Origin of the sequence: Streptomyces sp. ITFR-21 (assembly GCF_031844685.1) — a bacterium.
In the GTDB taxonomy this organism is placed as follows: Bacteria; Actinomycetota; Actinomycetes; order Streptomycetales; family Streptomycetaceae; genus Actinacidiphila.
Genome location: NZ_CP134605.1, coordinates 703,243 through 725,647 on the forward strand (window position 1 = coordinate 703,243; position 22,405 = coordinate 725,647).

The window sequence follows — 22,405 nt, forward strand, 5'->3', positions numbered from 1 at the left end:
CTGTATCCGGGCCGTTCGCGGGCCCGTCGCGGGCCCGTCGCGGGGTGTTCCCCGACGGGCCGCCGGCCCGGGGGCGGCTCAGTGGGCGCAGGCCGCGGCGGCCTGATCGCGCAGGGAGCGTACCGCCGCCGCGGGGTCGTCGCTGCCGTAGACGGCCGACCCGGCGACGAACACGTCGGCGCCCGCCGCCGCGCACCGCTCGATGGTCTCCGCCGACACCCCGCCGTCGACCTGGAGCCACATCTGGAGCCCGTGGCGGTCGATCAGCGCCCGGGTACGGCGGATCTTGGGCAGCATGATGTCCAGGAACGCCTGTCCGCCGAAGCCGGGCTCCACCGTCATGATCAGCAGCATGTCGAGTTCGGGCAGCAGGTCCTCGTAGGGCTCGACCGGTGTGCCCGGCTTGAGCGCCATGGCCGCTCTGGCGCCCTTGGCGCGGATCTCCCGGGCGAGGCGGACCGGGGCGGCGGCGGCCTCCGCGTGGAAGGTGACCGACCCGGCGCCGGCCTCCACGTACGCGGGCGCCCAGCGGTCCGGCTGCTCGATCATCAGATGGCAGTCGAGCGGGATGCCGGTCGCCTTGGCCAGCGCCTCGACGACGGGGACGCCCAGCGTGAGGTTGGGCACGAAGTGGTTGTCCATCACGTCGACGTGGAGCCAGTCGGCTCCCTCCACCGCCCGCGCCTCCTCGGCGAGCCGGGCGAAGTCGGCGGACAGGATGCTGGGACTGATCTGCACGGTCATACCGTCAGCAAACCAGATTGCGGCCCGGGGAGTGAACCGCCCGCCAGCGCCGGGGGCGGGGGGCGGCAGGGCCGCCTGTCCGACCTGTCCGGACTGCGCGTCAGGACGCTGCACCGGAGGCCGAGGAAAAGGGGCCGCGGTCTGCCCGTGTCCTGCAACCCGTGGTCCGCGCGCACGGCTGGTACCGGCGGTCGCGCCTCCCCGCTCCTCCGTCCTGGAGGTCCGGATCATGTGTGGCGCGGACCCACAGGTGTGCCGCGGTCAGCCCGTGCGGCGCAGCAGGGCCAGGTACATCGCGTCGGTGCCGTGCACGTGCGGCCACAGCTGGATGTCCGGGCCGTCGCCGAGGGCCGGGACGCCCGGGAGCAGCGGGCGGGCGTCGACCGGTTCGGCGGCGGGGGCGTGGCCGCCGCGCAGGGTGTCGTCGACGACCGCGCGGGTCTCGGCCAGGTGCGGGGAGCAGGTGACGTAGCCGACCACGCCGCCCACCCGGACCGCCCGCAGCGCCTGCGCGAGCAGGTCGCGCTGGAGCCCGCCGAAACCGGCCACGTCCTCGGCGCGCCGCCGCCAGCGCGCTTCGGGGCGGCGGCGGAGCGCGCCGAGGCCGGTGCAGGGCACGTCGACCAGCACCCGGTCGAAGGAGCCGGGCGCCCAGACCGGGCGGGTGCCGTCGGCCACGACGACCTGGTACGGGCCGGGGTTGCCGGCCAGCGCGCGGCTCACCAGCCGGGCCCGGTGCGGCTGCTTCTCGGCGGCGACCAGCAGTGCGCCCCGGCGGGCGGCGAGCGCGGCCAGCAGCGCCGCCTTGCCGCCGGGGCCGGCGCAGCCGTCGAGCCAGCGGGCGTCGGGGCCCTCCAGCGGGGCCGCGGCCAGCGCGGCGGCCACCAGTTGGCTGCCCTCGTCCTGCACCCCGGCCAGGCCGTCCCGCACCGCCTCCACGGCGGCCGGGTCACCGCCTTCCGCGAGCCGCAGGGCGTACGGCGACCAGCGGCCCGGCTCGGTCGACCCGGCGGGCAGCGAGGCGGCGATCTGCTCCGGGGTGGACCGGCCGGGCCTGGCCACCAGCGTCACCTCCGGCCGCTCGTTGTCCGCGGCCAGCAGGTCCTCGATGCCGGCCCGGCCGCCGCCGAGCGCGTCCCACAGCGCGGCGACCACCCAGCGCGGGTGCGAGTGGACGACCGCGAGGTGGTCCTCGGGGTCCTCGTCGTAGGGCGGCGCGACCTGTTCCAGCCAGCCGTCCAGGTCGTGCGCGGCGACCTTGCGCAGCACCGCGTTGACGAACCGGGCCCGGCCGTCGCCCAGCACCGCACGGGCCAGTTCCACGCTCGCCGAGACCGCGGCGTGCGGGGGGATGCGGGTGCCGAGCAGCTGGTGCGCGCCGAGCGCGAGCACGTCGAGCACGGGCGGGTCCACCTCGCGCAGCGGCCGGTCCACGCAGGCGGCGATCACCGCGTCGTACGTGCCCTGGCGGCGCAGCGTCCCGTAGACGAGTTCAGTGGCGAGCGCGGCGTCCCGCCGGTCGAACGTCCGCCCCTTCTTGACCGCGTCTGCCGCGGCGGCCCGCAGCAGGCCCGGCAGGACGAGGTTGGCGTACGCGTCCCGCTCCTGAACGGCGCGCAGCGCCTCGAACGCGAGGATCCTGACAGGGTCGCGCTGCGGCCGGCGGTGCGGTCTGCCCTGCGGGCGGCGGGTGGGTGCCTCGGTCACGTGAAAGGTGCTCCGCTTTTTCTGTTGCGGTCCGTGGGTCACCGCCCAGCGTAACGGCCTCCGGCCCGGCACCGGTCCCGGCCGGCGGCCGGGGGGCGTGGCCGCAGCCCCCGGCCGGCGGCCGGGGGGCGTGGCCGCGGCCGCGGGGCGGGGCGCCGCGTCCGCTGGGCATGAGGCGCGGACGGCCGTGCGGGCCGATCCGTGTCCGGCCGGTGGGAACCCTGTGCGCGGGACGCCCCTTCCCCGGGGCGCGGGGATCGGGCCGCCCCCGTACGCAGCGGGTGGACACTTTCGGCACCTCCGGCAGTATCCGGTCCGCGGTCGCGTTCGACGGGGGACCCGAAGTCCCCCGTCCGGGCAGGGCCGTTCATGACTTCCCACGCGCGTACGCGCGTCAGCCCGACGGGGCCGCCGTCCGCGTGGGCCGCTGCTGCCGCACCTCGGAGGCATCGCCGCTGAGCACGGCCCATACGGACTTGCCGGACCGCGGCGTGTGCACACCCCAGTTGCCGCCGGTCAGCGCGTCCACCACGACCGGGCCCCGCCCGAACTCGTGCCACTCCGGCTTGTCCGCGTTCGCGTCGTGCACCTCGACCCGCACCCCGCCCGCCACCCGCAGGACCCACACCCGGATACCCGCGTACGCCGGAGAAGCCGCATGCATCAGCGCGTTGGTGACCAACTCACCCACCACCAGCCGGACATCATCCGCCAGCCCCGACAACCCCCAACCCGCCAGCACCCCCACCACAAACCCACGCGCCCTGCCCACCGACCGCGCCTCCCGCGCCACCCGCACATACCCACCCCGATTTCCCGTCACCGAAAGCTCCGACACCGGCAGCATCCCCAGCGTCTGGGCGAACACCACACACCCACACGGCCTCCCCACCCGGCCGCCGCACGGCGCTCACCGCCACACCGGCCCTTCGAGAGGCTTCCGAAAGCGGGAGTGAACGAGCAGGCCGCCCCCGTCCCCTACGGCCCCTCTCGCGCCACCTGGTGCAGCGGTAGCTCCCGGCCAACTACACGGGGCCCCGTCACCACCGCCGGGGCCCCGCAGGCAGGCACCGCGGCGTACGACATGCGGCCCGAGCACGCAGCGCGTGCCCCGCCCGCCGCATGAAGCCCGGTCACCGGCTGCGTCGTCACGAACGCCGTGTCGTTAGTAAGGTCGATCTTGAACGGAGTTCACGATACCGAGCGGATCGGAGATATCGGCCCAGCGCAGGTCTCCGTGGACGGTTTCCCACCGGCGAATCGAGACCGTGGCTCCTCCCCCACTGAAAGCGGCGTGTACGCGGAGGTCGACTCTTTCCTGGTCGACGCTGACGCGCCTGGTTGGTGTACCGGCCAGTTGCTGAAGGGCCGATCTGAGCTTTTGCCACCACCCGTCGTCCAGATCAAGAGGGCCGGGTGCCGCGTCGGTGGCCGGGCACGGTGATCTGGGCAACGGGGTCATGACTTCGGCGCGCTGCCGCCGCCATTCGCCCTCGGTCCACTCGTACATCCCGGGCAGGCGGGGCTTGGGCAACGTGTCGAGGGCGTCCGCGTCGGCGTTGCCGGTTAAGGCGTGGTCCCCTTGAGCCCACCCGAGCTCTTCGCAGACCACTCGCAGCCAGCAGCGACCGCGCGGCCCGTCGGCGGACGCCGCGATGGAACGATCGCGCCAGCCCAAGACGGGCTGACCGGACACTTCGAGGCCGAAATGTGCAGCGCCGCGAGAATCCGCGTAGCAGTGTTTGCAGGCCGGCTGACATTTCCCGGTGATCTCCCGCCAGGAAAACCGCAATTGCCGCATGCACGCCCTCCCGTAATGTGCGCTTGGCATACCGGCGGAGGAGAAATGCCCAGGTCCCCGTGCGTTCATACCCGCGGAGGCGCCGGACGAGCACGTCGGCCTGTATTCAACCTCCCTTGATGGCCGGCAGGTCACCTGTGCGGGGCTGGACGCTGCCCGGTGCGATGACCGGAAGGGCGCTGTCCGCGAACGTGGTGAGGAAGGAGCGGCCCAGGCAGGAACTCTCCCGCCCGGTGCAGTCGTCGAGTTGCGCGACCGGGACCCTGCCAGCTGGTGAGCGTGTATGCCCCAGTGGATCAGCCCAGCTGGGAGGGGGGGCGGGTGCCGCGGGACCAGTCGGGGGCGGGCATGGGGCGCTTGCCCTGGGGCTGGACGTGGCCGAGGCGGACCGCGTGGCTGCCGGTGCCGACGTGGACCGCGTTCTTGGTGACGGCGACCTCGCCGGGGGCGAGGTCGGTGCGGTCGGGGGCGAGGGCGACCGGGCCCAGCTTGAGGCGTTCGCCGGCCGCCACGGTCCACGCGCCGGGCGCGGGGGTGCAGCCGCGGATCAGCCGGTCGACCCGGAGCGCGGGGGCCGTCCAGTCGACGGCCGCGTCCTCCACGGTGAGCTTCGGGGCGAGGGTGACGCCGTCGGCCGGCTGCGGCCGGGGCACCAGATCGCCGGACTCGATGCCGTCCATGGTGGCGGCGAGCAGCCGGGCGCCGCTGTGCGCGAGCCGGTCCAGCAGGTCGCCGCTGGTGTCGGTGGGGCGGATCTCCTCGGTGATCACCCCGTACACCGGGCCGGAGTCGAGGCCCTGCTCGATCAGGAACGTGGACGCGCCGGTCACCTCGTCCCCGGCCATCACCGCGTACTGGACGGGCGCGGCGCCGCGCCACGCCGGCAGCAGCGAGAAGTGCAGGTTGACCCAGCCGTGTACCGGCACCTCCAGCGCGGCCTTGGGCAGCAGCGCCCCGTAGGCCACCACCGGGCAGCAGTCGGGGGCGATCTCCCGCAGCCGGGCCAGGAAGCCCTCCTCCCGGGGCCTGGCCGGCTTGAGCACCTCGATGCCGGCCTCGGCGGCACGCTCGGCGACCGGGCTGGCCAGCAGCTTGCGGCCGCGGCCGGCGGTCGCGTCGGGCCGGGTCACGACGGCGACGACCTCGTGCCGGTCGGAGGCGAGCAGGGCGTCCAGGGCGGGCAGGGCGGTCTCGGGGGTACCGGCGAAGACGAGCCTCATCGTGCGGGGTGTGCCTCTCGGTGGGCGGTACGTGGTGGTGCGTGGCGGTGATACGGGACCGACGGGCGGCGGGCCGGCCGGCCGGGTGCCGGTCGGCGCGGACGGGCCCGCGGACCGCGCGGGCCCCGCGTCACAGGCCGCGGCCGAAGGTGTCGTGCGGTGAGATCTTCACCCGCGGCGCCTGCTCCCCGGCCCACTCCGCCTCCCGGATCGCCCGCAGCGCGTCCTTGCGCCGCTCCGCGTCGAGCCGGTCGATGAAGATGATGCCGTCCAGGTGGTCGGTCTCGTGCTGGATGCAGCGGGCGAGCCGCTCGGTGCCCTCGATCGTGATGGGGTCGCCGTACATGTTGAAGCCTTTGGCGACGACGCCGAACGCCCGCTTGCAGTCGTACGTCAGGCCGGGCAGCGACAGGCAGCCCTCGGGTCCGTCCTGCTCCTCCTCGCTGAGGGTGAGGTCCGGGTTGATCAGATGGCCCAGCTCCCCTTCCACGAAGTAGGTGAACACCCGCAGGGACACGCCCAGTTGCGGGGCGGCCAGCCCGGCACCGGGTGCGGCCTGCATGGTCTCGGTCAGGTCCCGGACCAGGTTGCGCAGTTCCAGGTCGAAGGTGGTGACGGGCTGCGCCGTCAAGCGCAGCACCGGGTCGCCGAACAGGCGGATGGGCTTGACGGGCACGCGTAGCTCTCCTGGGGGATGCGGGTCACGGCCGGGCACGGGCTCGCGCCCGATACGCGGACGTCAATTCTAGAGCGTCCGCGGCGGAGTGCGCGCGCCTGTCGCGCGCCCCCCACCCGGCGGGCCGCGCCCCGAGTTGCGTGACTCCTTGGGGCGGTGACGCGTTGATCAGGAGAGTTTGACCGAAAACGGGTCGATGCGTGGCCTGCCCCCGCGCGGCCCGCCTCCTTGTTACCGCCGGTTGGAGAGGCTTGTTGATGCCCGACCACGCAACTCCTGACGCCCAGGCACGGGCAAGCCTGCACCTTCTGGTGCGGGACATCGAAAGGGTCCGCCGCCAGGTGGACGCGCTGCGGACCCTGACCGCACAGCTGGGCAATGTGTACCGGCCGCGCCGGGGCGGCCCCACCGCCGGATTCGTCGTCTACGGCCGGGCGCCCGCGCCCACCGTGCGGCTCGCCCAGGAGCTGCGCGACAGCGTGGAGACGCTGGTGGCGGCGGCGGTGGAGTTCGACCGCTCGCTCGGCTTCTCCTGGGACGCGGTGGGCTCCGCGCTCGGGGTCACCAAGCAGGCGGTGCACCGGCGTTACGGGGGCCGCCGTCCCGAGAGCGCCTCCGCCGACGAGCACACGGCCCACAACGGGGCCACCGTGCCCGCCGCGCGCTCCATGCCGTCGCTGCCGCTGGGCGTCCCCCGGGAGGAGACGCTGCCCGCGTCCGGCGCCTCGCTCCCCGGCCCCCGCAACGGCTGACCGACCGGCGCGCGACCCCCGCTCGGGGGCGGTGCGCGGTGTCGCCACGGCCGGGGGCGCGGTTTCCCGCGCCTCCGGGGTCCCGCTGTCCCGACCCCGGCGACAGCTCGGACAGCTCGGCGGCAGCTCGGCAGTGGCTCAGCGGCAGCTCAGCGGCAGGAGCGCCCGGGGCACGCGGCACGTCCGGGGTACGCGGTCACCGTGTGCGCCCGGGGCACGCGGCGCCGGGGACACCGGACCACGCCGTCACCGGGGCGCCGGGCACCCGGCACGCCGGCCACACACCGGGCCGCCCGAGCCCCCGGCGCGGCCGTCGGTCAGCCGATGTCCGGCGGGTCCATCCGGACGAACGTCGGTTCGGCGGCGCCCCGGGCGGCCCGCTGGACCTGTGCCTCCTTGAGGGCGGCGGCCAGCGCCGCGCCGGCGCCCGGCGGCACCCGCAGCAGCAGCCGCTCCCACTGCTCGCCGGGGGGCGGGGACAGGGCACCGGCCCGTCCGCGCGTGCCCGCCGGGGGCACGGCCAGCGGCACCGGGCCGAGCTGGTCCGTGCCGGCCGGCAGCCGTACCTGGTCCACGAACTCCGCCAGCGCCGCCGGCGAGCCGGTGACCGAGGCCATCCGCGCCACCGGCGGGAACCTCAGTTCGGTCCGCTCGGCCAGTTCCCGAACCGCGTGGCCGGCCGGGTCCCATCGGACGAGCGCCTGCACCGGGCGCAGCGAGGCCTCGGCGACCACCACGACCGTGCCGCCGTCCGCGGCCGGCCGCACCAGCGCCGCGGCCAGCGCCCAGCGGCGCAGCGCCTCCTCCCCGGCCCGCAGGTCCGGCCGGTTGAGCAGCGCCCAGCCGTCGAGCAGCAGCGCCGCCGCGTACCCCTCGTCGGCCACCGGTTCCGCGCCGGGGGTGGCGATGACCAGCGCCGGAGCGGTCCCGACGGTGGCGAGCACGGTGTCGCGTCCGGAGGTGCGGACCGGCACCCGGGGGAAGGCCCGGCCCAGTTCCTCCGCGGTGCGCCGGGCGCCGACCACCTGGGCGCGCAGCCGGAAGCCGCCGCACTCGGGGCAGTGCCAGTCCGCGGCGGGCCGGCCGCACCAGCCGCAGTGCGGGGTGCCCTGGCGGTCCCGCAGTTCCAGCGGGCCGGCGCAGGCGGCGCAGCGGGCCGCCGCCCGGCAGTGGTCGCAGGCGAGCCTGGGCACGTAGCCGCGGCGGGGCACCTGGACCAGGACCGGGCCGCGGGCGAGCGCATCCCGGGTGACCTGCCAGGCGAGCGAGGGCAGCCGGGCCGCTCTTGCGGCCTCGTCCCGGGCCTGGTCGGCGTCGCCGATGGTGCGGATCAGCGGCGCGGCGGCGCGGACCTCGTCGCGGCTCGCGGCCAGCGGCAGCGCCCAGCCGCTCTCGACCAGTTGGGCACCCTCCACAGTGCCGGTGATGCCGCCGAGCAGGTAGGCGGTGCGCTCCTCGCGGGCGCGCAGCAAGGTCACGTCGCGGGCGTGCGGCTGCGGCGCGTGCGGCTCGCTGTGGTTGGAGTCGCCGTCGTCCCACAGGGCGACGAGCCCGAGGTCGGCGACGGGCGCGAACATCGCGGCGCGGGTGCCGACCACCGCCCGGACCGTGCCGCGGCTGACCGCGAGCCAGCGCCGGTAGCGCTCCTCCGGTCCGGCGTCGGCGGTCAGCATCACGTGGTGTCCGGGGCCGATCAGCTCGGTGAGGGCGGTGTCCACCCGGGCGGCGGACCGCCCGTCGGGCAGTACGGCCAGGGCGCCGCGCCCGCCGGCCAGGGTCGTGGCGAGGGCCACCGCGAGTTCGCGCGGCCAGTGCGGTCCGGGCAGCGCGAGCCATACCGCTCGGGGGGTGTCGCCGCGGGCCAGCGCCTGGAGGTAGGCGGGGCCGGCGGCGTACCGGGTCCAGCTGCCGGGGTCCGGCGGCGGCGGGTCGGACGGCGGGACGGGCGACGGCTCCTTCTCGGCGCGGGCCATCCGGGGGGGCACGGCGAGCTGTACGACGTCGGCGAGCGCTCCGGCGTACCGGTCGGCAACGCGGCGGCACAGTGCCAGCAGCGGCGGGGTGAGCACCGGCTCGTCGGACAGCACTTGGGCGAGCGGGGCGAGCGGGCCCCGGTAGTCGCTGTCGGCGCGGCGTTCGACGACGAAGCCGTCGTGCAGGGTGCCGCCTTCCCTGCGTCCGCCGACCACCCGGGCCCCGAAGCGGACCCTGACCCGTACGCCGGGCCGGGCCTGCTCGTCCATGGCGGCGGGTACCGCGTAGTCGAAGAACTGGTCCAGGTGCAGCAGGCCCTTGTCGACCAGGACCCGGGCCACCGGCAGGCGCTCGGCGAGGGCGGCGCCGCGCCAGGTTCGGGGCTTGGCGCGGGTTCTGCGGACGGTCTCCCGGATGAGCGCGAGCTGTTCGCCCCCCGCCGCCTCCTGCCCGGGGGGCCGCCGGTCCTGCCCGTTCTCGCCGCTCATCCTCATGTCCTACCAGACGGCTCGGACACCGGCCGCCGCGCGCGCCTCGGCCCGGCCTCCCTGGCGGGGGGCCGGGCCGAGGTGTGCGGCGCGGGGCAGGGCGGGCTACAGGCCGGCGGCGGCGCGCAGCGCCTCCACCCGGTCGGTGCGCTCCCAGGTGAAGTCCGGCAGCTCACGGCCGAAGTGGCCGTAGGCGGCGGTCTGGGCGTAGATCGGGCGCAGCAGGTCGAGGTCGCGGATGATGGCCGCCGGACGCAGGTCGAAGACCTGGCCGATGGCCTGCTCGATCCTTTCCACGTCCACGTTGGCGGTGCCGAAGGTCTCCACGAACAGGCCGACCGGCTCGGCCTTGCCGATGGCGTAGGCGACCTGGACCTCGCAGCGGGTGGCGAGGCCGGCCGCGACCACGTTCTTGGCGACCCAGCGCATGGCGTAGGCGGCGGACCGGTCGACCTTGGAGGGGTCCTTGCCGGAGAAGGCGCCGCCGCCGTGGCGGGCCATGCCGCCGTAGGTGTCGATGATGATCTTGCGGCCGGTCAGTCCCGCGTCACCCATCGGGCCGCCGATCTCGAACCGCCCGGTCGGGTTGACCAGCAGCCGGTAGCCCTCGGTGTCGAGCTTGATGCCGTCCTCCAGCAGCGCCTTCAGCTCGACCTCGACCACGAACTCGCGGATGTCGGGGGTGAGCAGCGACTCCAGGTCGATGTCGGAGGCGTGCTGCGAGGACACCACCACGGTGTCCAGCCGGACCGCCTTGTCTCCGTCGTACTCGATGGTGACCTGGGTCTTGCCGTCCGGGCGCAGGTACGGGATCTGGCCGTTCTTGCGGACCTCGGTGAGGCGCTTGGACAGCCGGTGGGCGAGCGTGATCGGCAGCGGCATCAGCTCGGGCGTCTCGTCGGAGGCGTAGCCGAACATCAGGCCCTGGTCGCCGGCGCCCTGCCGGTTCAGCTCGTCGTCGTCGGAGACGGTGCCCGCGCGCTTCTCGTAGGCGGTGTCGACGCCCTGGGCGATGTCGGGCGACTGGGCTCCTATCGACACCGAGACACCGCAGGAGGCCCCGTCGAAGCCCTTCTTGCTGGAGTCGTAGCCGATGTCCAGGATCTTGTTGCGTACCAGGGTGGCGATGTCCGCGTACGCGGTCGTCGTCACCTCGCCCGCGATATGCACCTGGCCGGTGGTGATCAGCGTCTCGACGGCGACCCGCGAGTGCGGGTCGGCGGTGAGGAGCGCGTCGAGAATCGTGTCGCTGATCTGGTCAGCGATCTTGTCGGGGTGACCTTCGGTCACGGACTCCGAGGTGAACAGGCGGCGGGACACATCGCTCCCTGGGGTTGCAGCGGCTGCTGGCTGAAATCTTGGTGGACGGCGCGGGGCTGCGCCCGGCCTCCGCGGTCAGTTTATCCTCCGTGACGCCCGGCGGACCCGGCATCTCGTCCTTTGGATATGCCATGACCTGCGCCACCGTGTCCAGGTCCCGCGCGGAGCGGACGGCAAAGTACGCACAGGGCGTGTACCTGATTCAGGCCAGCCGGGTGACCACCAGATCCCACACCCGGTCGGCGAGCGCATCCTTCGGCCCCCGTGGGACCGGGGTCTCGCTGCCGTCGGCGCCCAGGACCACCGCCTCGTTCTCCTCGGTGCCGAACGCCTTGAGCTCCCCGACCTCGTTGACCACCAGCAGGTCGCAGCCCTTGCGGGCGAGTTTGGCGCGGCCGTTGGCGAGGACGTCGTCGGTCTCGGCGGCGAAGCCGACCACCAGCTGTCCGGGGCGCGGCCGGCCGGCCGACAGCTCGGCGAGAATGTCCGGATTGCGCACCAGCGCGAGCGGTGCCGGCTCCTCGCCGTCCTTCTTCTTGATCTTGCCGGTGGCGTAGGCGGCGGGTCGGAAGTCGGCGACGGCCGCGGCCATCACCACCACGTCGGCGTCGGCGGCGGCCTTGAGCACGGCCTCGCGGAGCTGCTCCGCGGTGCCCACCGCCGTCACGTCGGCGCCGGCCGGGTCGGGCAGGCCGGTGTTGGCGGCGAGCAGGGTGACGCGGGCGCCGCGGGCCACGGCGGTACGGGCCAGCGCGTAGCCCTGCTTGCCCGAGGAGCGGTTGCCGAGGTAGCGGACCGGGTCGAGCGGCTCGCGGGTGCCGCCGGCGCTGATCACCACGTGGCGTCCGGCGAGGTCCGGCAGGTCCTGGCCGCGGGCGAGCACCCGCCGGCAGACCTCGTAGATCTCGGCCGGTTCGGGCAGCCGGCCCTTGCCGGTGTCGGCGCCGGTGAGCCGGCCGACGGCGGGTTCGATGACGACGGCGCCGCGGCGGCGCAGGGTGGCCACGTTGTCCTGGGTGGCGGGGTGCTCCCACATCTCGGTGTGCATGGCGGGGGCGTAGACGACCGGGCAGCCGGCGGTGAGCAGGGTGTTGGTGAGCAGGTCGTCGGCGAGGCCGTGGGCGGCCCTGGCCAGGGTGTCGGCGGTGGCGGGGGCGACCACCACGAGGTCGGCGCCGCGGCCGATCCGCACGTGCGGCACCTGGTGCGCGTCGTCCCAGACCCGGGTGGCGACCGGGTGGCCGGACAGCGCGGCCCAGGTGGCCTCCCCGACGAAGTGCAGCGCCGCGTCGGTGGGCACCACCCGGACGTCGTGTCCGGACTCGGTGAACCGCCGCAGCAGCTCGCACGCCTTGTACGCGGCGATGCCGCCGCTGACGCCGAGTACCACCCGCGGCCCGCTCCGGGTGTCCGCGCCGTCGCTTCCGCTCATCGTCTCTCCCGCCGTCCCGTCCCGCCGGGGTCGACGACCGTCGCCCCGCGCGCTCACCCCATGACACACCACGGGCCCGGCGGTCGCTCCCGCCGGGCCCGTGGTGTGGCGTACGCCTCAGTTGGTGGGCGGTGCCTCGACGGCCTCGGAGGTCAGCAGGCCGGCGTTGATCTCGCGCAGCGCGATGGAGAGCGGCTTCTCGTGGACGTGGGTGTCCACCAGCGGCCCGACGTACTCCAGCAGGCCCTCGCCGAGCTGGGAGTAGTACGCGTTGATCTGCCGTGCGCGCTTGGCGGCGTAGATCACCAGGCTGTACTTGGAGTCGGTCGCTTCGAGCAGCTCATCAATCGGCGGGTTGATGATGCCCTCGGGTGTGGTGATGGAAGAGGACACGCTACCTACCCCTACTTGTGGATGACAGAAGATCGCGGTGTGCCGGACGGATCCGGGTGGACCACTCGGACCCCGTCCGGCCCGAATGGATCATGCAATCCCCATCAAGGCTAGCAGCTCGCGTGCTACGTCCTCGACGGAGGTGTTGACAAGCGTCACGTCGAACTCCGCTTCGGCGGCGAGTTCGACCCGCGCGACGGCCAGCCGCTCTCCGATCACCTCGGCCGTCTCGGTGCCGCGGCCGGTCAGCCGGCGGACCAGTTCGTCCCAGCTGGGCGGGGCGAGGAAGACCAGCTGCGCCTCGGGCATGGACTGCCGGACGAGCCGGGCGCCCTGGAGGTCGATCTCCAGCAGCACCGGCTCGCCCGCCGCGAGCTTGTCCAGTACGGCTCCGCGCGGGGTCCCGTAGCGGTTGCCGGCGAACTCGGCCCACTCCAGGAGTTCGCCGTTGGCGACGAGTTTGTCGAACTCGTCGCCGTCGACGAAGAAGTAGTGGACTCCGTGCTGTTCGCCGGGCCGCGGAGTGCGGGTGGTGGCGGAGACCGAGAGCCAGACCTCGGGGTGTGCCGCGCGCAGGTGGGCGACGACCGTGCTCTTGCCGACCCCGGAGGGGCCGGAGAGCACGGTCAGCCGCGGGTGTCTGACCGGGGGGGCCGGAGTGACCCCCTGCGAAGCGAGGGGGCGGGCCGCCCCCCGGGAGACTGCAGGACTCATGGAGCGATTATCCCCGGTTCCCCGGCGCGCCGGGACCACCGGAGGGCGGTCAGGCGGGGGTGCCGCCGAACTCGCGTTCCAGCGAGGCGATCTGGTTGGAACCGAGACCGCGGACCCGGCGGCTCTCGGAGATGCCGAGCCGCTCCATGATCTGCTTGGCGCGGACCTTGCCGACGCCGGGAAGGGATTCCAGGAGTGCGGAGACCTTCATCTTGCCGATGACGTCGTTCTCCTGGCCCTGCTTGATGACGTCGTGCAGGGATGCGCCGGAGTGCTTGAGCCGGTTCTTGACCTCGGCGCGCTCCCGGCGAGCCGCGGCGGCCTTTTCGAGCGCGGCAGCGCGCTGTTCAGGGGTAAGGGGCGGAAGAGCCACGCCTACGTCACCTCGGATGTAGAGCAATCGGATATGGACCGTCGTCAGCCCCGCAGTTGCGGGGAGACGCGCGGCGCGCCGCAACGGCGCGCTCCTGTCGGAGACTAGCGGTCCGAACGGCCCAAGTCAGCGAGAACAGACGAAAAGTCCTGGTCAGACTCGATCCGGCGGGATATTTGGGGCAAAGCGGAACAGGTTTCGGGGTCAATGAGCCAGGTGGTTGAATCCGGCCCTTTTTCTGGCCGTTTTCACATCGCATTACCAGTCAGTAATATCTTCACGTTTTCTACCGATCCGGCCGTTTGCGTGAGCGTCCTCGACCACCGCCCGCACCTGATCGGCATAAGCCGCCGTCGCATTCCGCAACGCCGCGGGATCCGGTCCGTGCCGCAGCACGTCGCGGCTGACGCTCGGCACGACATTGACCAGCGCGTCGCCGAACAGCCGGGGGAGATCGGCCGGGGTCGCCCCCTGGGCACCGATCCCGGGGGCCAGCAGCGGCCCGTTCACCGCCAGGCCGGCCCGCGCGTCGCCGAGGGTGGCGCCGACCACCGCGCCCACCGAGCCGAGCGGCTCGGCGCCGGCGTTCTCGGCCGCGATGTGGTCCAGCACCGCCTGGGCGACCGAGCCGCCGCCGGGCACGGTCGCCCGCTGCACCTCGGCACCCTCCGGGTTGGAGGTCAGCGCCAGGACGAAGACACCCGCACCGGAGATCCGCGCCGCCTCCAGCGCGGGCCGCAGCGAACCGAAGCCGAGGTACGGGCTGACCGTCACCGCGTCGCAGAACAGCGGCGCGTCCTTGTCGAGATACGCGGCGGCGTACGCGGCCATGGTGGACCCGATGTCGCCGCGCTTGGCGTCCATCAGCACCAGTGCGCCCGCCTGCCGGGCCCGCAGCACCGCCCGCTCCAGCACCGCGACACCGCGCGACCCGAAGCGCTCGAAGAACGCCGACTGCGGCTTGAGCACCGCGGTGGTCCCGGCCAGCGCCTCCACCACGGTCATGGTGAAGCGCTCCAGGCCCGCCACGTCGTCCGGCAGCCCCCAGTCGGTGAGCAGCGCGGGGTGCGGGTCGACGCCGACGCAGAGCCGGCCGCGGGTGTCGAGCGCGCGGCGCAGCCGGGCGCCGAAGGGCTCGGGGGCCGTGGTGGTCATACGCGCACCTCCTTGTGCTCGGCGCCGACCGCGTCGGCGAGGGTCGGGTACGGGCTCGCGGCCAGCCGGGCGGCCAGGCCCAGGTGCACCGCCCGCATCCAGAAGGGCCCGCGGTAGACGAACGCGCTGTAGCCCTGGACGAGGGTGGCGCCGGCCAGGATGCGCTGCCAGGCGTCCTCGGCGTCCTCGATACCGCCGACCCCGACCAGCACCAGGCGGTCGCCCACCCGGGCGTACAGCCGGCGCAGGACCTCCAGCGAGCGCCCCTTGAGCGGCGCGCCGGACAGGCCGCCGGCCTCCTGGACGAGGCGGGCCGGCGAGTGCAGGCCCAGGTCCTCGCGGGCGACCGTGGTGTTGGTGGCGACGATGCCGTCCAGGCCGAGCTCCACGGCGAGGTCGGCCACCGCGTCCACGTCCTCGTCGGCGAGGTCGGGGGCGATCTTCACCAGCAGCGGCACCCGCCGGCCGGCCACCGAGCGGTCGGCGGCCTCGCGGACCGCGGTGAGCAGCGGGCGCAGCGCGGCGGCGGCCTGGAGGTCGCGCAGCCCCGGGGTGTTCGGTGAGGAGACGTTGACCACCAGGTAGTCGGCGTGCCGGGCCAGCCGCTCGGTGGAGGCCGCGTAGTCCGCGACGACGTCCTCGTCGGTGGCGGTCCTGGTCCTGCCGATGTTGACGCCGACGGTGGTGGGGAAGACCTCCTTGCGGGCGGCCAGCCGGGCGGCGACCGCCGCCGCGCCGTCGTTGTTGAAGCCCATCCGGTTGATCAGCGCGCGGTCCGGGACCAGCCGGAACAGCCTTCTCCTCGGGTTGCCGGGCTGGGCCTGCCCGGTGACGGTGCCGATCTCGACGTGGTCGAAGCCGAGCATGGCCATCCCGTCGACGGCGGCGGCGTTCTTGTCGAAGCCGGCCGCCAGCCCGAACGGTCCGCGCATCCGCAGGCCCAGCGCCTCGGTCCGCAGCGAGGCGATCTGCGGTGCGAGCACCGCGGCCACCAGTGTCCGCAGGCCCGGTACGCGCACGGTCAGCCGGATCCAGCGGAACGCCACGTGGTGCGCGCGTTCGGCGTCCATACGCCGGAACACCACGCGGAAGAACAGGTCGTACATACCTTCGCCTCTCACTCTGCCCACCCCGCCCCGGGGTTGCGTTCACCTCCGGGCGGCGACCAGCCGCCCGCGCGGCCTGCGGTGCCCCTCCCCGGGGCCGGGGTCGCCCCCCGTGCCGGGCGGCCGCGGCTCCGGGCGGGCTACCGGGATCGCGCCGCGATCAACCGCTCCGCGTGCTCCTGCAGGGACCGCACTCCGATCTCCCCCCGCGTCAGCGCGTCGATGCCCTGGACCGCGGCGGCCAGCGCCTGGACCGTGGTCAGGCAGGGGATCCCGCGGGCGACGGCCGCCGTACGGATGTCGTAGCCGTCGAGCCGGCCGCCGGTACCGAAGGGCGTGTTGACGATGAGGTCGATCTCGCCCTCGTGGATCAGGGTCACCACGGTCGGCTCCCCGTCCGGTCCGACCCCCTCGCTCTGCTTGCGCACCACCCGCGCCTCGATGCCGTTGCGCCGCAGCACCTCCGCCGTGCCCGAGGTGGCCAGCAGCTCGAAGCCGTGCTCGATCAGCGCGCGGGCCGGGAAGATCAGCGCCCGCTTGTCGCGGTTGGCGACCGAGACGAACGCGCGGCCCTTGGTCGGCAGCGCCCCGTACGCCGCCGCCTGCGACTTGGCGTAGGCGGTGCCGAACGCCGCGTCGATGCCCATGACCTCACCGGTGGACCGCATCTCCGGACCCAGCACGGTGTCCACCCCGCGGCCCTGCACATCGCGGAACCGGCTCCAGGGCAGCACCGCCTCCTTGACCGAGATCGGCGCGTCCAGCGGCAGTTCACCGCCGTCGCCGGTGGCCGGCAGCAGGCCCTCGGCCCGCAGCCCGGCGACCGTGGCGCCCAGCGAGATCCGGGCGGCGGCCTTGGCCAGCGGCACCGCGGTCGCCTTGGAGGTAAACGGCACCGTCCGCGAGGCCCGCGGGTTGGCCTCCAGTACGTAGAGGACGTCGCCGGCCAGCGCGAACTGGATGTTGATCAGGCCGCGCACACCGACCCCGCGGGCGATGGCCTCGGTGGAGGCCCGCAGCCGCTTGACGTCGTGGCCGCCGAGCGTGATCGGGGGCAGCGCGCACGCCGAGTCGCCGGAGTGGATGCCGGCCTCCTCGATGTGCTCCATCACTCCGCCCAGGTACAGCTCCCGGCCGTCGTAGAGCGCGTCCACGTCGATCTCGATCGCGTCGTCGAGGAACCGGTCGACCAGCACCGGCCGGTCGGGGCCGATCTCGGTGGACTCGGCGATGTACGAGGACAGGCGCGCCTCGTCGTACACGATCTCCATGCCGCGCCCGCCGAGCACGTAGGAGGGGCGGACCAGGACCGGGTAGCCGATCTCGTCGGCGATGGCCCTGGCCTCGGGGAAGGAGACAGCGGTGCCGTGCTTGGGCGCGGGCAGGCCGGCCTCGGCGAGCACCCGGCCGAAGGCGCCGCGGTCCTCGGCCAGGTGGATGGCCTCGGGCGGGGTGCCGACCACCGGCACCCCGTTGTCCTTCAGCGCCTGCGCCAGGCCCAGCGGGGTCTGCCCGCCGAGCTGGACGATGACCCCGGCGACCGGTCCGGCCTGCTGCTCGGCGTGCACGATCTCCAGGACGTCCTCCAAGGTGAGCGGCTCGAAGTAGAGCCGGTCGGAGGTGTCGTAGTCGGTGGAGACGGTCTCCGGGTTGCAGTTGACCATCACCGTCTCGTAGCCGGCGTCGTGCAGCGCGAAGGAGGCGTGCACGCAGGAGTAGTCGAACTCGATGCCCTGGCCGATCCGGTTGGGGCCGGAGCCGAGGATGATCACCGCGGGCCTCTCGCGCGGCGCGACCTCGCTCTCCTCGTCGTAGGAGGAGTAGAAGTACGGGGTGCGGGCGGCGAACTCGGCGGCGCAGGTGTCGACCGTCTTGTACACCGGGCGGATGCCGAGCGCGTGCCGGACCTCGCGGACGACGTCCTCGCGCAGCCCGCGGATGCCGGCGATCTGGGCGTCGGAGAAGCCGTGCCGTTTGGCGTCGGTGAGCAGTGCCGGGTCCAGCCGGTCGGCGGCGGCCAGCTCGTCGGCGTACTCCTTGACCAGGAAGAGCTGGTCGACGAACCAGGGGTCGATCCGGGTGGCGTCGAAGACCTCGCCCGGGGTGGCGCCGGCCCGGATGGCGAGCATCACGGTGTTGATCCGGCCGTCGGTGGGGATCGCGGCCTTCGCCAGCAGGGCGGCCTTGTCGGCGGGGTCGACGGGGGCGGCGAAGTCGAACTGCGAGCCCTGCTTCTCCAGCGAGCGCAGCGCCTTGTTCAGCGCCTCGGTGAAGTTGCGCCCGATGGCCATGGCCTCGCCGACGGACTTCATGGTGGTGGTGAGGGTGGCGTCGGCGGCCGGGAACTTCTCGAAGGCGAACCGCGGCACCTTGACCACCACGTAGTCGAGGGCGGGTTCGAAGGACGCCGGGGTCTGCTCGGTGATGTCGTTGGGGATCTCGTCCAGGGTGTAGCCCACCGCGAGCCGGGCGGCGATCTTGGCGATCGGGAAACCGGTGGCCTTGGAGGCGAGCGCGGAGGAGCGGGAGACCCGGGGGTTCATCTCGATGACGATGACCCGGCCGTCCGCCGGGTCGACCGCGAACTGGATGTTGCAGCCGCCGGTGTCGACACCGACCTCGCGGATCACCGCGATGCCGATGTCGCGCAGGACCTGGTACTCGCGGTCGGTGAGGGTCATCGCGGGCGCGACGGTGATGGAGTCGCCGGTGTGCACGCCCATCGGGTCGAGGTTCTCGATGGAGCAGACGACCACCACGTTGTCGTGCTTGTCGCGCATCAGCTCCAGCTCGTACTCCTTCCAGCCGAGGATGGACTCCTCCAGGAGCACCTCGGTGGTGGGTGACAGGGTCAGGCCCTGGCCGGCGATCCGGCGCAGTTCCTCCTCGTCGTGCGCGAAGCCGGAGCCGGCGCCGCCCATGGTGAAGGACGGACGGACCACGACCGGGTAGCCGCCGAGGGTCGCGACGCCGGCCAGCACGTCGTCCATGGAGTGGCAGATCACCGAGCGGGCCGACTCGCCGTGGCCGGTCTTCTCCCGGACCGCGGCCACCACGCCCTTGAACAGGTCGCGGTCCTCGCCCTTGTGGATGGCCTCGACGTTGGCGCCGATCAGCTCGACCGCGTACTTGGTGAGCACGCCGTTGTCGTGCAGGGCGATGGCGGTGTTGAGCGCGGTCTGGCCGCCGAGGGTGGGCAGCAGCGCGTCGGGCCGCTCCTTGGCGATGATCTTCTCGACGAACTCGGGGGTGATCGGCTCCACGTAGGTGGCGTCGGCGATCTCCGGGTCGGTCATGATCGTGGCCGGGTTGGAGTTGACCAGGATCACCCGCAGGCCCTCGGCCTTGAGCACCCGGCACGCCTGGGTGCCGGAGTAGTCGAACTCGGCGGCCTGGCCGATGACGATCGGGCCGGAGCCGATGACCAGGACGGACTGGATATCGGTGCGCTTAGGCACGCTGGCCCTCCATGAGCTGGACGAAGCGGTCGAAGAGGTACGCGGCGTCGTGCGGGCCGGCGGCCGCCTCGGGGTGGTACTGGACGCTGAACGCGGGCCGGTCGAGCAGCCGCAGCCCCTCGACCACGTTGTCGTTGAGGCAGACGTGGCTGACCTCGGCGCGCCCGTACGGGGTGTCGCTGACCGTGTCGAGCGGGGCGTCGACGGCGAACCCGTGGTTGTGCGCGGTGACCTCGACCTTGCCGGTGGCGCGGTCCTGCACGGGCTGGTTGATGCCCCGGTGGCCGTACGGGAGCTTGTAGGTGCCGAAGCCGAGGGCGCGGCCGAGGAGCTGGTTGCCGAAGCAGATGCCGAACAGCGGGGTGCCGCGCTCCAGCACCGCCCGGACGACGGTGAGGTCGGCGGTGGCCGGGTCGCCGGGCCCGTTGGACAGGAACACCCCGTCGGGGCCGACCGCGTAGACCTCCTCGACGGTGGCGGCGGCCGGCAGGACGTGCACCTCGATGCCGCGCTGGGCCATCCGGTGCGGCGTCATGCCCTTGATGCCGAGGTCGAGGGCGGCGACGGTGAAGCGCTTGGGGCCGATCGCCGGGACGGTGTAGGCGCGCTCGGTCGCGACGTCGGCGGACAGGTCGGCGCCGGTCATCGCGGGCGCCCGCCGGACCCGGGCCAGCAGGGCGCCGTCCTCGGCCGCGGCGCCCGCGGAGCCGCCGCGCAGCGCCGGCCCGGAGAAGATGCCGGCCCGCATCGCGCCGCGTTCGCGCAGGTGGCGGGTGAGGGCGCGGGTGTCGACGCCGCTGATGCCGACGACGCCCTGGGCGGTGAGCTCCTCGTCCAGGGTGCGCCGGGACCGCCAGTTGGAGGGGGTGCGGGCCGGATCGCGGACGACGTACCCGGCCACCCAGATGCGGCCGGACTCGGCGTCCTCGTCGTTGACCCCGGTGTTGCCGATGTGCGGGGCCGTCATGACGACGACCTGGCGGTGGTACGAGGGGTCGGTCAGCGTCTCCTGGTAGCCGGTCATGCCGGTGGAGAAGACGGCCTCGCCGAAGGTCTCCCCCACCGCTCCGTAGGCACGGCCGCGGAAGACGCGGCCGTCCTCCAGTACGAGGACGGCGGGTGCGGTGGCCGCCCGGGTCGAGGTCGTCATCGTGCGCCTTCCTTGTCGTGCTGCTGGGTGCTGTCGGACCGGCCGCCGTCGCGCGGGCCGGCCGGCCGGCTGTCACTGAAGGCCACGGCCCGGTCGCCGCTGAGCGCGGTGATCCGCTCGGCCCACACGCCGTGGTCGGCGGCGTGCTCGGCGCGGAAGCCGGAGTCGACGAGGGTGCCGCCGTGCTCCCAGGTCACCACCAGCAGGCCGCCCTCGGTGAGGACCTTGCCGGCGATGGCCTTGTCGAGCCGGGCGCCGCGCAGCGCGGCGGTGGGCACGAAGAAGCCGGGCGCGCCGGTCCTGTCCACCTCCAGGCCGTCCTCGGTGAGAGCGAGGCGGACCTTGCTGCGGACGCCGAGGCCGTGCACGACGATCCGGTCGAGCCACTGCCCCGCGGTGGTGCTGCCGTGGTACCGGCCGTGCAGTTCCAGCAGCGGCGGCCCGGTCCGGTCCGGGGCCTGCGGCAGTTCGGGCAGGCCGCCCTGGAGGGTGCGGCGCCACTGCCAGCCCTGCCGCATCAGCCAGTAGACCAGCGCGACGACCAGTGCGAGTCCGACGATCCAGCCGATCCGGTCGGTCAGGTGGGTGACCTTGGCGGAGTGCTTGCCGGCGGCCTGCGAGGCGAGCACCGGCAGAGGGTTCGAAGGCATCACGTGAGCTTCCCGTCCATGACCGTGGCGTGGCCCCGCAGGAAGGTGGCGAGGACCCGGCCCGGCAGCTCGCGGCCCGCGTAGGGGGTGTTGCGGCTGCGGGAGGCGAAGCCCGCGGGGTTGACGACCCCACGGTATGCGGGGTCGAGCAGGACCAGGTTCGCGGGCTCGCCCTCGGCGATCGGGCGGCCGTGTCCGGCCAGCCGGCCGATGACGGCGGGCCGGGTCGACATCCGGTCCGCGACGCCCGCCCAGTCCAGCAGCCCGGTGTCGACCATGGCGTGCTGCACGACCGACAGGGCGGTCTCCAGGCCGACCATGCCCATGGCGGCGGAGGCCCACTCGCAGTCCTTGTCCTCGTGCGGGTGCGGGGCGTGGTCGGTGGCGACGCAGTCGATGGTGCCGTCGGCCAGCGCCTCGCGCAGCGCCAGCACGTCGTCCTGGGTGCGCAGCGGCGGGTTGACCTTGTAGACCGGGTCGTACGAGCGGACCAGCTCGTCGGTGAGCAGCAGGTGGTGCGGGGTGACCTCGGCGGTGACGTCCCAGCCCTTTGACTTGGCCCAGCGGACGATCTCCACCGACCCGGCGGTGGACAGGTGGCAGATGTGTACCCGGGAGCCGACGTGCGCGGCCAGCAGCACGTCCCGGGCGATGACCGACTCCTCGGCGACGGCGGGCCAGCCGGTCAGGCCCAGCTCGCCGGAGACGATGCCCTCGTTCATCTGGGCGCCCTCGGTCAGCCGCGGTTCCTGGGCGTGCTGGGCGACCACTCCGTCGAACGCCTTCACGTACTCCAGGGCGCGGCGCATGATCACCGCGTCGTCCACGCACTTGCCGTCGTCGGAGAAGACCCGCACCTGGGCGGCGGAGTCGGCCATCGCGCCCAGCTCGGCGAGCTGCCTGCCCTCCAGGCCGACGGTGACCGCGCCGACCGGCTGCACGTCGCAGTATCCGGACTCCCTGCCGAGCCGCCACACCTGCTCGACGACGCCGGCCGTGTCGGCCACCGGGAAGGTGTTGGCCATCGCGTGCACCGCGGTATAGCCGCCGACGGCGGCGGCGCGGGCGCCGGTCAGCACGGTCTCGGAGTCCTCCCGGCCGGGCTCGCGCAGGTGGGTGTGCAGGTCGACCAGGCCGGGCAGCAGGACCATCCCGCCGTCGGCCTCGACGACGGTGGTCGCGTCCCGGCCGGACAGTCCGGTGCCGATCGCGGCGACGGTGCCGCCGTCGAGCAGGACGTCCCGGGGCTCGCCGCCGAGGATCCGCGCGCCGCGGATGAGGATCGTGCTCAT

At 73.8% G+C, this 22,405-nt stretch carries 19 protein-coding genes; 1 reads left to right on the forward strand and 18 read right to left on the reverse strand.

Annotation, left to right across the window (positions count from 1 at the left end; genetic code table 11):
* Positions 1-78 precede the first annotated feature (78 nt).
* From rpe to def, 6 genes are all read right to left on the reverse strand, one after another.
* Positions 79-744, reverse strand: a complete 666-nt coding sequence (gene rpe / locus RLT57_RS03065) for a ribulose-phosphate 3-epimerase (protein ID WP_311295817.1) — start codon at positions 742-744, stop codon at positions 79-81.
* 261 nt (positions 745-1,005) lie between these two features.
* Entirely contained in the window at positions 1,006-2,451 is a 1,446-nt protein-coding gene (locus tag RLT57_RS03070) for an RsmB/NOP family class I SAM-dependent RNA methyltransferase (protein ID WP_311295818.1), read from the reverse strand.
* Between the two features lie 394 nt (positions 2,452-2,845).
* A complete protein-coding gene (locus RLT57_RS03075) occupies positions 2,846-3,223 on the reverse strand; it encodes an ATP-binding protein (RefSeq protein WP_311295819.1) in 378 nt (125 codons plus the stop codon).
* Between the two features lie 393 nt (positions 3,224-3,616).
* Positions 3,617-4,252: a hypothetical protein gene (locus RLT57_RS03080; protein ID WP_311295820.1), complete on the reverse strand. Its 636-nt coding sequence runs from the start codon at positions 4,250-4,252 to the stop codon at positions 3,617-3,619.
* Positions 4,253-4,548: 296 nt separating this feature from the next.
* The gene (gene fmt, locus RLT57_RS03085; protein WP_311295821.1) at positions 4,549-5,472 is read right to left on the reverse strand and encodes a methionyl-tRNA formyltransferase; all 924 of its coding nucleotides are present in this window, start codon (positions 5,470-5,472) and stop codon (positions 4,549-4,551) included.
* Between the two features lie 130 nt (positions 5,473-5,602).
* Positions 5,603-6,148 carry a peptide deformylase gene (def, locus tag RLT57_RS03090; RefSeq protein ID WP_311295822.1) on the reverse strand — a complete coding sequence of 182 codons (546 nt, stop codon included), beginning with the start codon at positions 6,146-6,148 and terminating at the stop codon, positions 5,603-5,605.
* 257 nt (positions 6,149-6,405) lie between these two features.
* Between def and RLT57_RS03095 the strand changes: the two genes are divergently transcribed.
* On the forward strand, positions 6,406-6,900 hold the full coding sequence (locus tag RLT57_RS03095; RefSeq protein ID WP_311295823.1) for a hypothetical protein: 495 nt from the start codon (positions 6,406-6,408) through the stop codon (positions 6,898-6,900).
* Positions 6,901-7,217: 317 nt separating this feature from the next.
* Here the strand turns inward: RLT57_RS03095 and RLT57_RS03100 are convergent, their stop codons facing one another.
* From RLT57_RS03100 to RLT57_RS03155, 12 genes are all read right to left on the reverse strand, one after another.
* Positions 7,218-9,362, reverse strand: coding sequence for a primosomal protein N' (locus RLT57_RS03100; protein ID WP_311295824.1), 2,145 nt, complete (start codon positions 9,360-9,362; stop codon positions 7,218-7,220).
* 105 nt (positions 9,363-9,467) lie between these two features.
* Entirely contained in the window at positions 9,468-10,682 is a 1,215-nt protein-coding gene (gene metK / locus RLT57_RS03105) for a methionine adenosyltransferase (RefSeq protein ID WP_311295825.1), read from the reverse strand.
* A 202-nt stretch (positions 10,683-10,884) separates the two neighbouring features.
* On the reverse strand, positions 10,885-12,114 hold the full coding sequence (coaBC, locus tag RLT57_RS03110) for a bifunctional phosphopantothenoylcysteine decarboxylase/phosphopantothenate--cysteine ligase CoaBC (RefSeq protein WP_311295826.1): 1,230 nt from the start codon (positions 12,112-12,114) through the stop codon (positions 10,885-10,887).
* A 117-nt stretch (positions 12,115-12,231) separates the two neighbouring features.
* Positions 12,232-12,507 (reverse strand): DNA-directed RNA polymerase subunit omega, encoded by a 276-nt coding sequence (gene rpoZ / locus RLT57_RS03115; RefSeq protein ID WP_311295827.1) that lies wholly within the window; start codon positions 12,505-12,507, stop codon positions 12,232-12,234.
* A gap of 90 nt (positions 12,508-12,597) precedes the next feature.
* Positions 12,598-13,221 carry a guanylate kinase gene (gene gmk / locus RLT57_RS03120; protein ID WP_311295828.1) on the reverse strand — a complete coding sequence of 208 codons (624 nt, stop codon included), beginning with the start codon at positions 13,219-13,221 and terminating at the stop codon, positions 12,598-12,600.
* 49 nt (positions 13,222-13,270) lie between these two features.
* Positions 13,271-13,594 carry an integration host factor gene (locus RLT57_RS03125; RefSeq protein ID WP_311295829.1) on the reverse strand — a complete coding sequence of 108 codons (324 nt, stop codon included), beginning with the start codon at positions 13,592-13,594 and terminating at the stop codon, positions 13,271-13,273.
* Between the two features lie 258 nt (positions 13,595-13,852).
* Positions 13,853-14,749, reverse strand: a complete 897-nt coding sequence (gene pyrF / locus RLT57_RS03130; RefSeq protein WP_311295830.1) for an orotidine-5'-phosphate decarboxylase — start codon at positions 14,747-14,749, stop codon at positions 13,853-13,855.
* Positions 14,746-15,855: a quinone-dependent dihydroorotate dehydrogenase gene (locus RLT57_RS03135; protein ID WP_311300550.1), complete on the reverse strand. Its 1,110-nt coding sequence runs from the start codon at positions 15,853-15,855 to the stop codon at positions 14,746-14,748. The genes pyrF and RLT57_RS03135 overlap by 4 nt, the downstream gene beginning before the upstream one ends.
* Before the next feature lie 140 nt (positions 15,856-15,995).
* Entirely contained in the window at positions 15,996-19,313 is a 3,318-nt protein-coding gene (gene carB, locus RLT57_RS03140) for a carbamoyl-phosphate synthase large subunit (RefSeq protein ID WP_311295831.1), read from the reverse strand.
* On the reverse strand, positions 19,306-20,463 hold the full coding sequence (gene carA, locus RLT57_RS03145) for a glutamine-hydrolyzing carbamoyl-phosphate synthase small subunit (protein ID WP_311295832.1): 1,158 nt from the start codon (positions 20,461-20,463) through the stop codon (positions 19,306-19,308). The genes carB and carA overlap by 8 nt, the downstream gene beginning before the upstream one ends.
* Positions 20,460-21,113, reverse strand: coding sequence for a hypothetical protein (locus RLT57_RS03150; RefSeq protein ID WP_311295833.1), 654 nt, complete (start codon positions 21,111-21,113; stop codon positions 20,460-20,462). Before RLT57_RS03150 ends, carA begins: the two co-directional genes overlap by 4 nt.
* Complete coding sequence (locus RLT57_RS03155) at positions 21,113-22,405, reverse strand: dihydroorotase (protein WP_311295834.1); 1,293 nt, start codon at positions 22,403-22,405, stop codon at positions 21,113-21,115. Before RLT57_RS03155 ends, RLT57_RS03150 begins: the two co-directional genes overlap by 1 nt.

Coding starts and splice junctions, on each gene's coding strand:
- rpe (WP_311295817.1), bottom strand. CDS start 744: ATGACCGTGCAGATCAGTCCCAGCATCCTGTCCGCCGACTTCGCCCGG.
- RLT57_RS03080 (WP_311295820.1), bottom strand. CDS start 4,252: ATGCGGCAATTGCGGTTTTCCTGGCGGGAGATCACCGGGAAATGTCAG.
- fmt (WP_311295821.1), bottom strand. CDS start 5,472: ATGAGGCTCGTCTTCGCCGGTACCCCCGAGACCGCCCTGCCCGCCCTG.
- RLT57_RS03095 (WP_311295823.1), top strand. CDS start 6,406: ATGCCCGACCACGCAACTCCTGACGCCCAGGCACGGGCAAGCCTGCAC.
- RLT57_RS03100 (WP_311295824.1), bottom strand. CDS start 9,362: ATGAGCGGCGAGAACGGGCAGGACCGGCGGCCCCCCGGGCAGGAGGCG.
- coaBC (WP_311295826.1), bottom strand. CDS start 12,114: ATGAGCGGAAGCGACGGCGCGGACACCCGGAGCGGGCCGCGGGTGGTA.
- gmk (WP_311295828.1), bottom strand. CDS start 13,221: ATGAGTCCTGCAGTCTCCCGGGGGGCGGCCCGCCCCCTCGCTTCGCAG.
- pyrF (WP_311295830.1), bottom strand. CDS start 14,749: ATGACCACCACGGCCCCCGAGCCCTTCGGCGCCCGGCTGCGCCGCGCG.
- RLT57_RS03135 (WP_311300550.1), bottom strand. CDS start 15,855: ATGTACGACCTGTTCTTCCGCGTGGTGTTCCGGCGTATGGACGCCGAA.
- carA (WP_311295832.1), bottom strand. CDS start 20,463: ATGACGACCTCGACCCGGGCGGCCACCGCACCCGCCGTCCTCGTACTG.
- RLT57_RS03150 (WP_311295833.1), bottom strand. CDS start 21,113: ATGCCTTCGAACCCTCTGCCGGTGCTCGCCTCGCAGGCCGCCGGCAAG.
- RLT57_RS03155 (WP_311295834.1), bottom strand. CDS start 22,405: ATGAGCACGATCCTCATCCGCGGCGCGCGGATCCTCGGCGGCGAGCCC.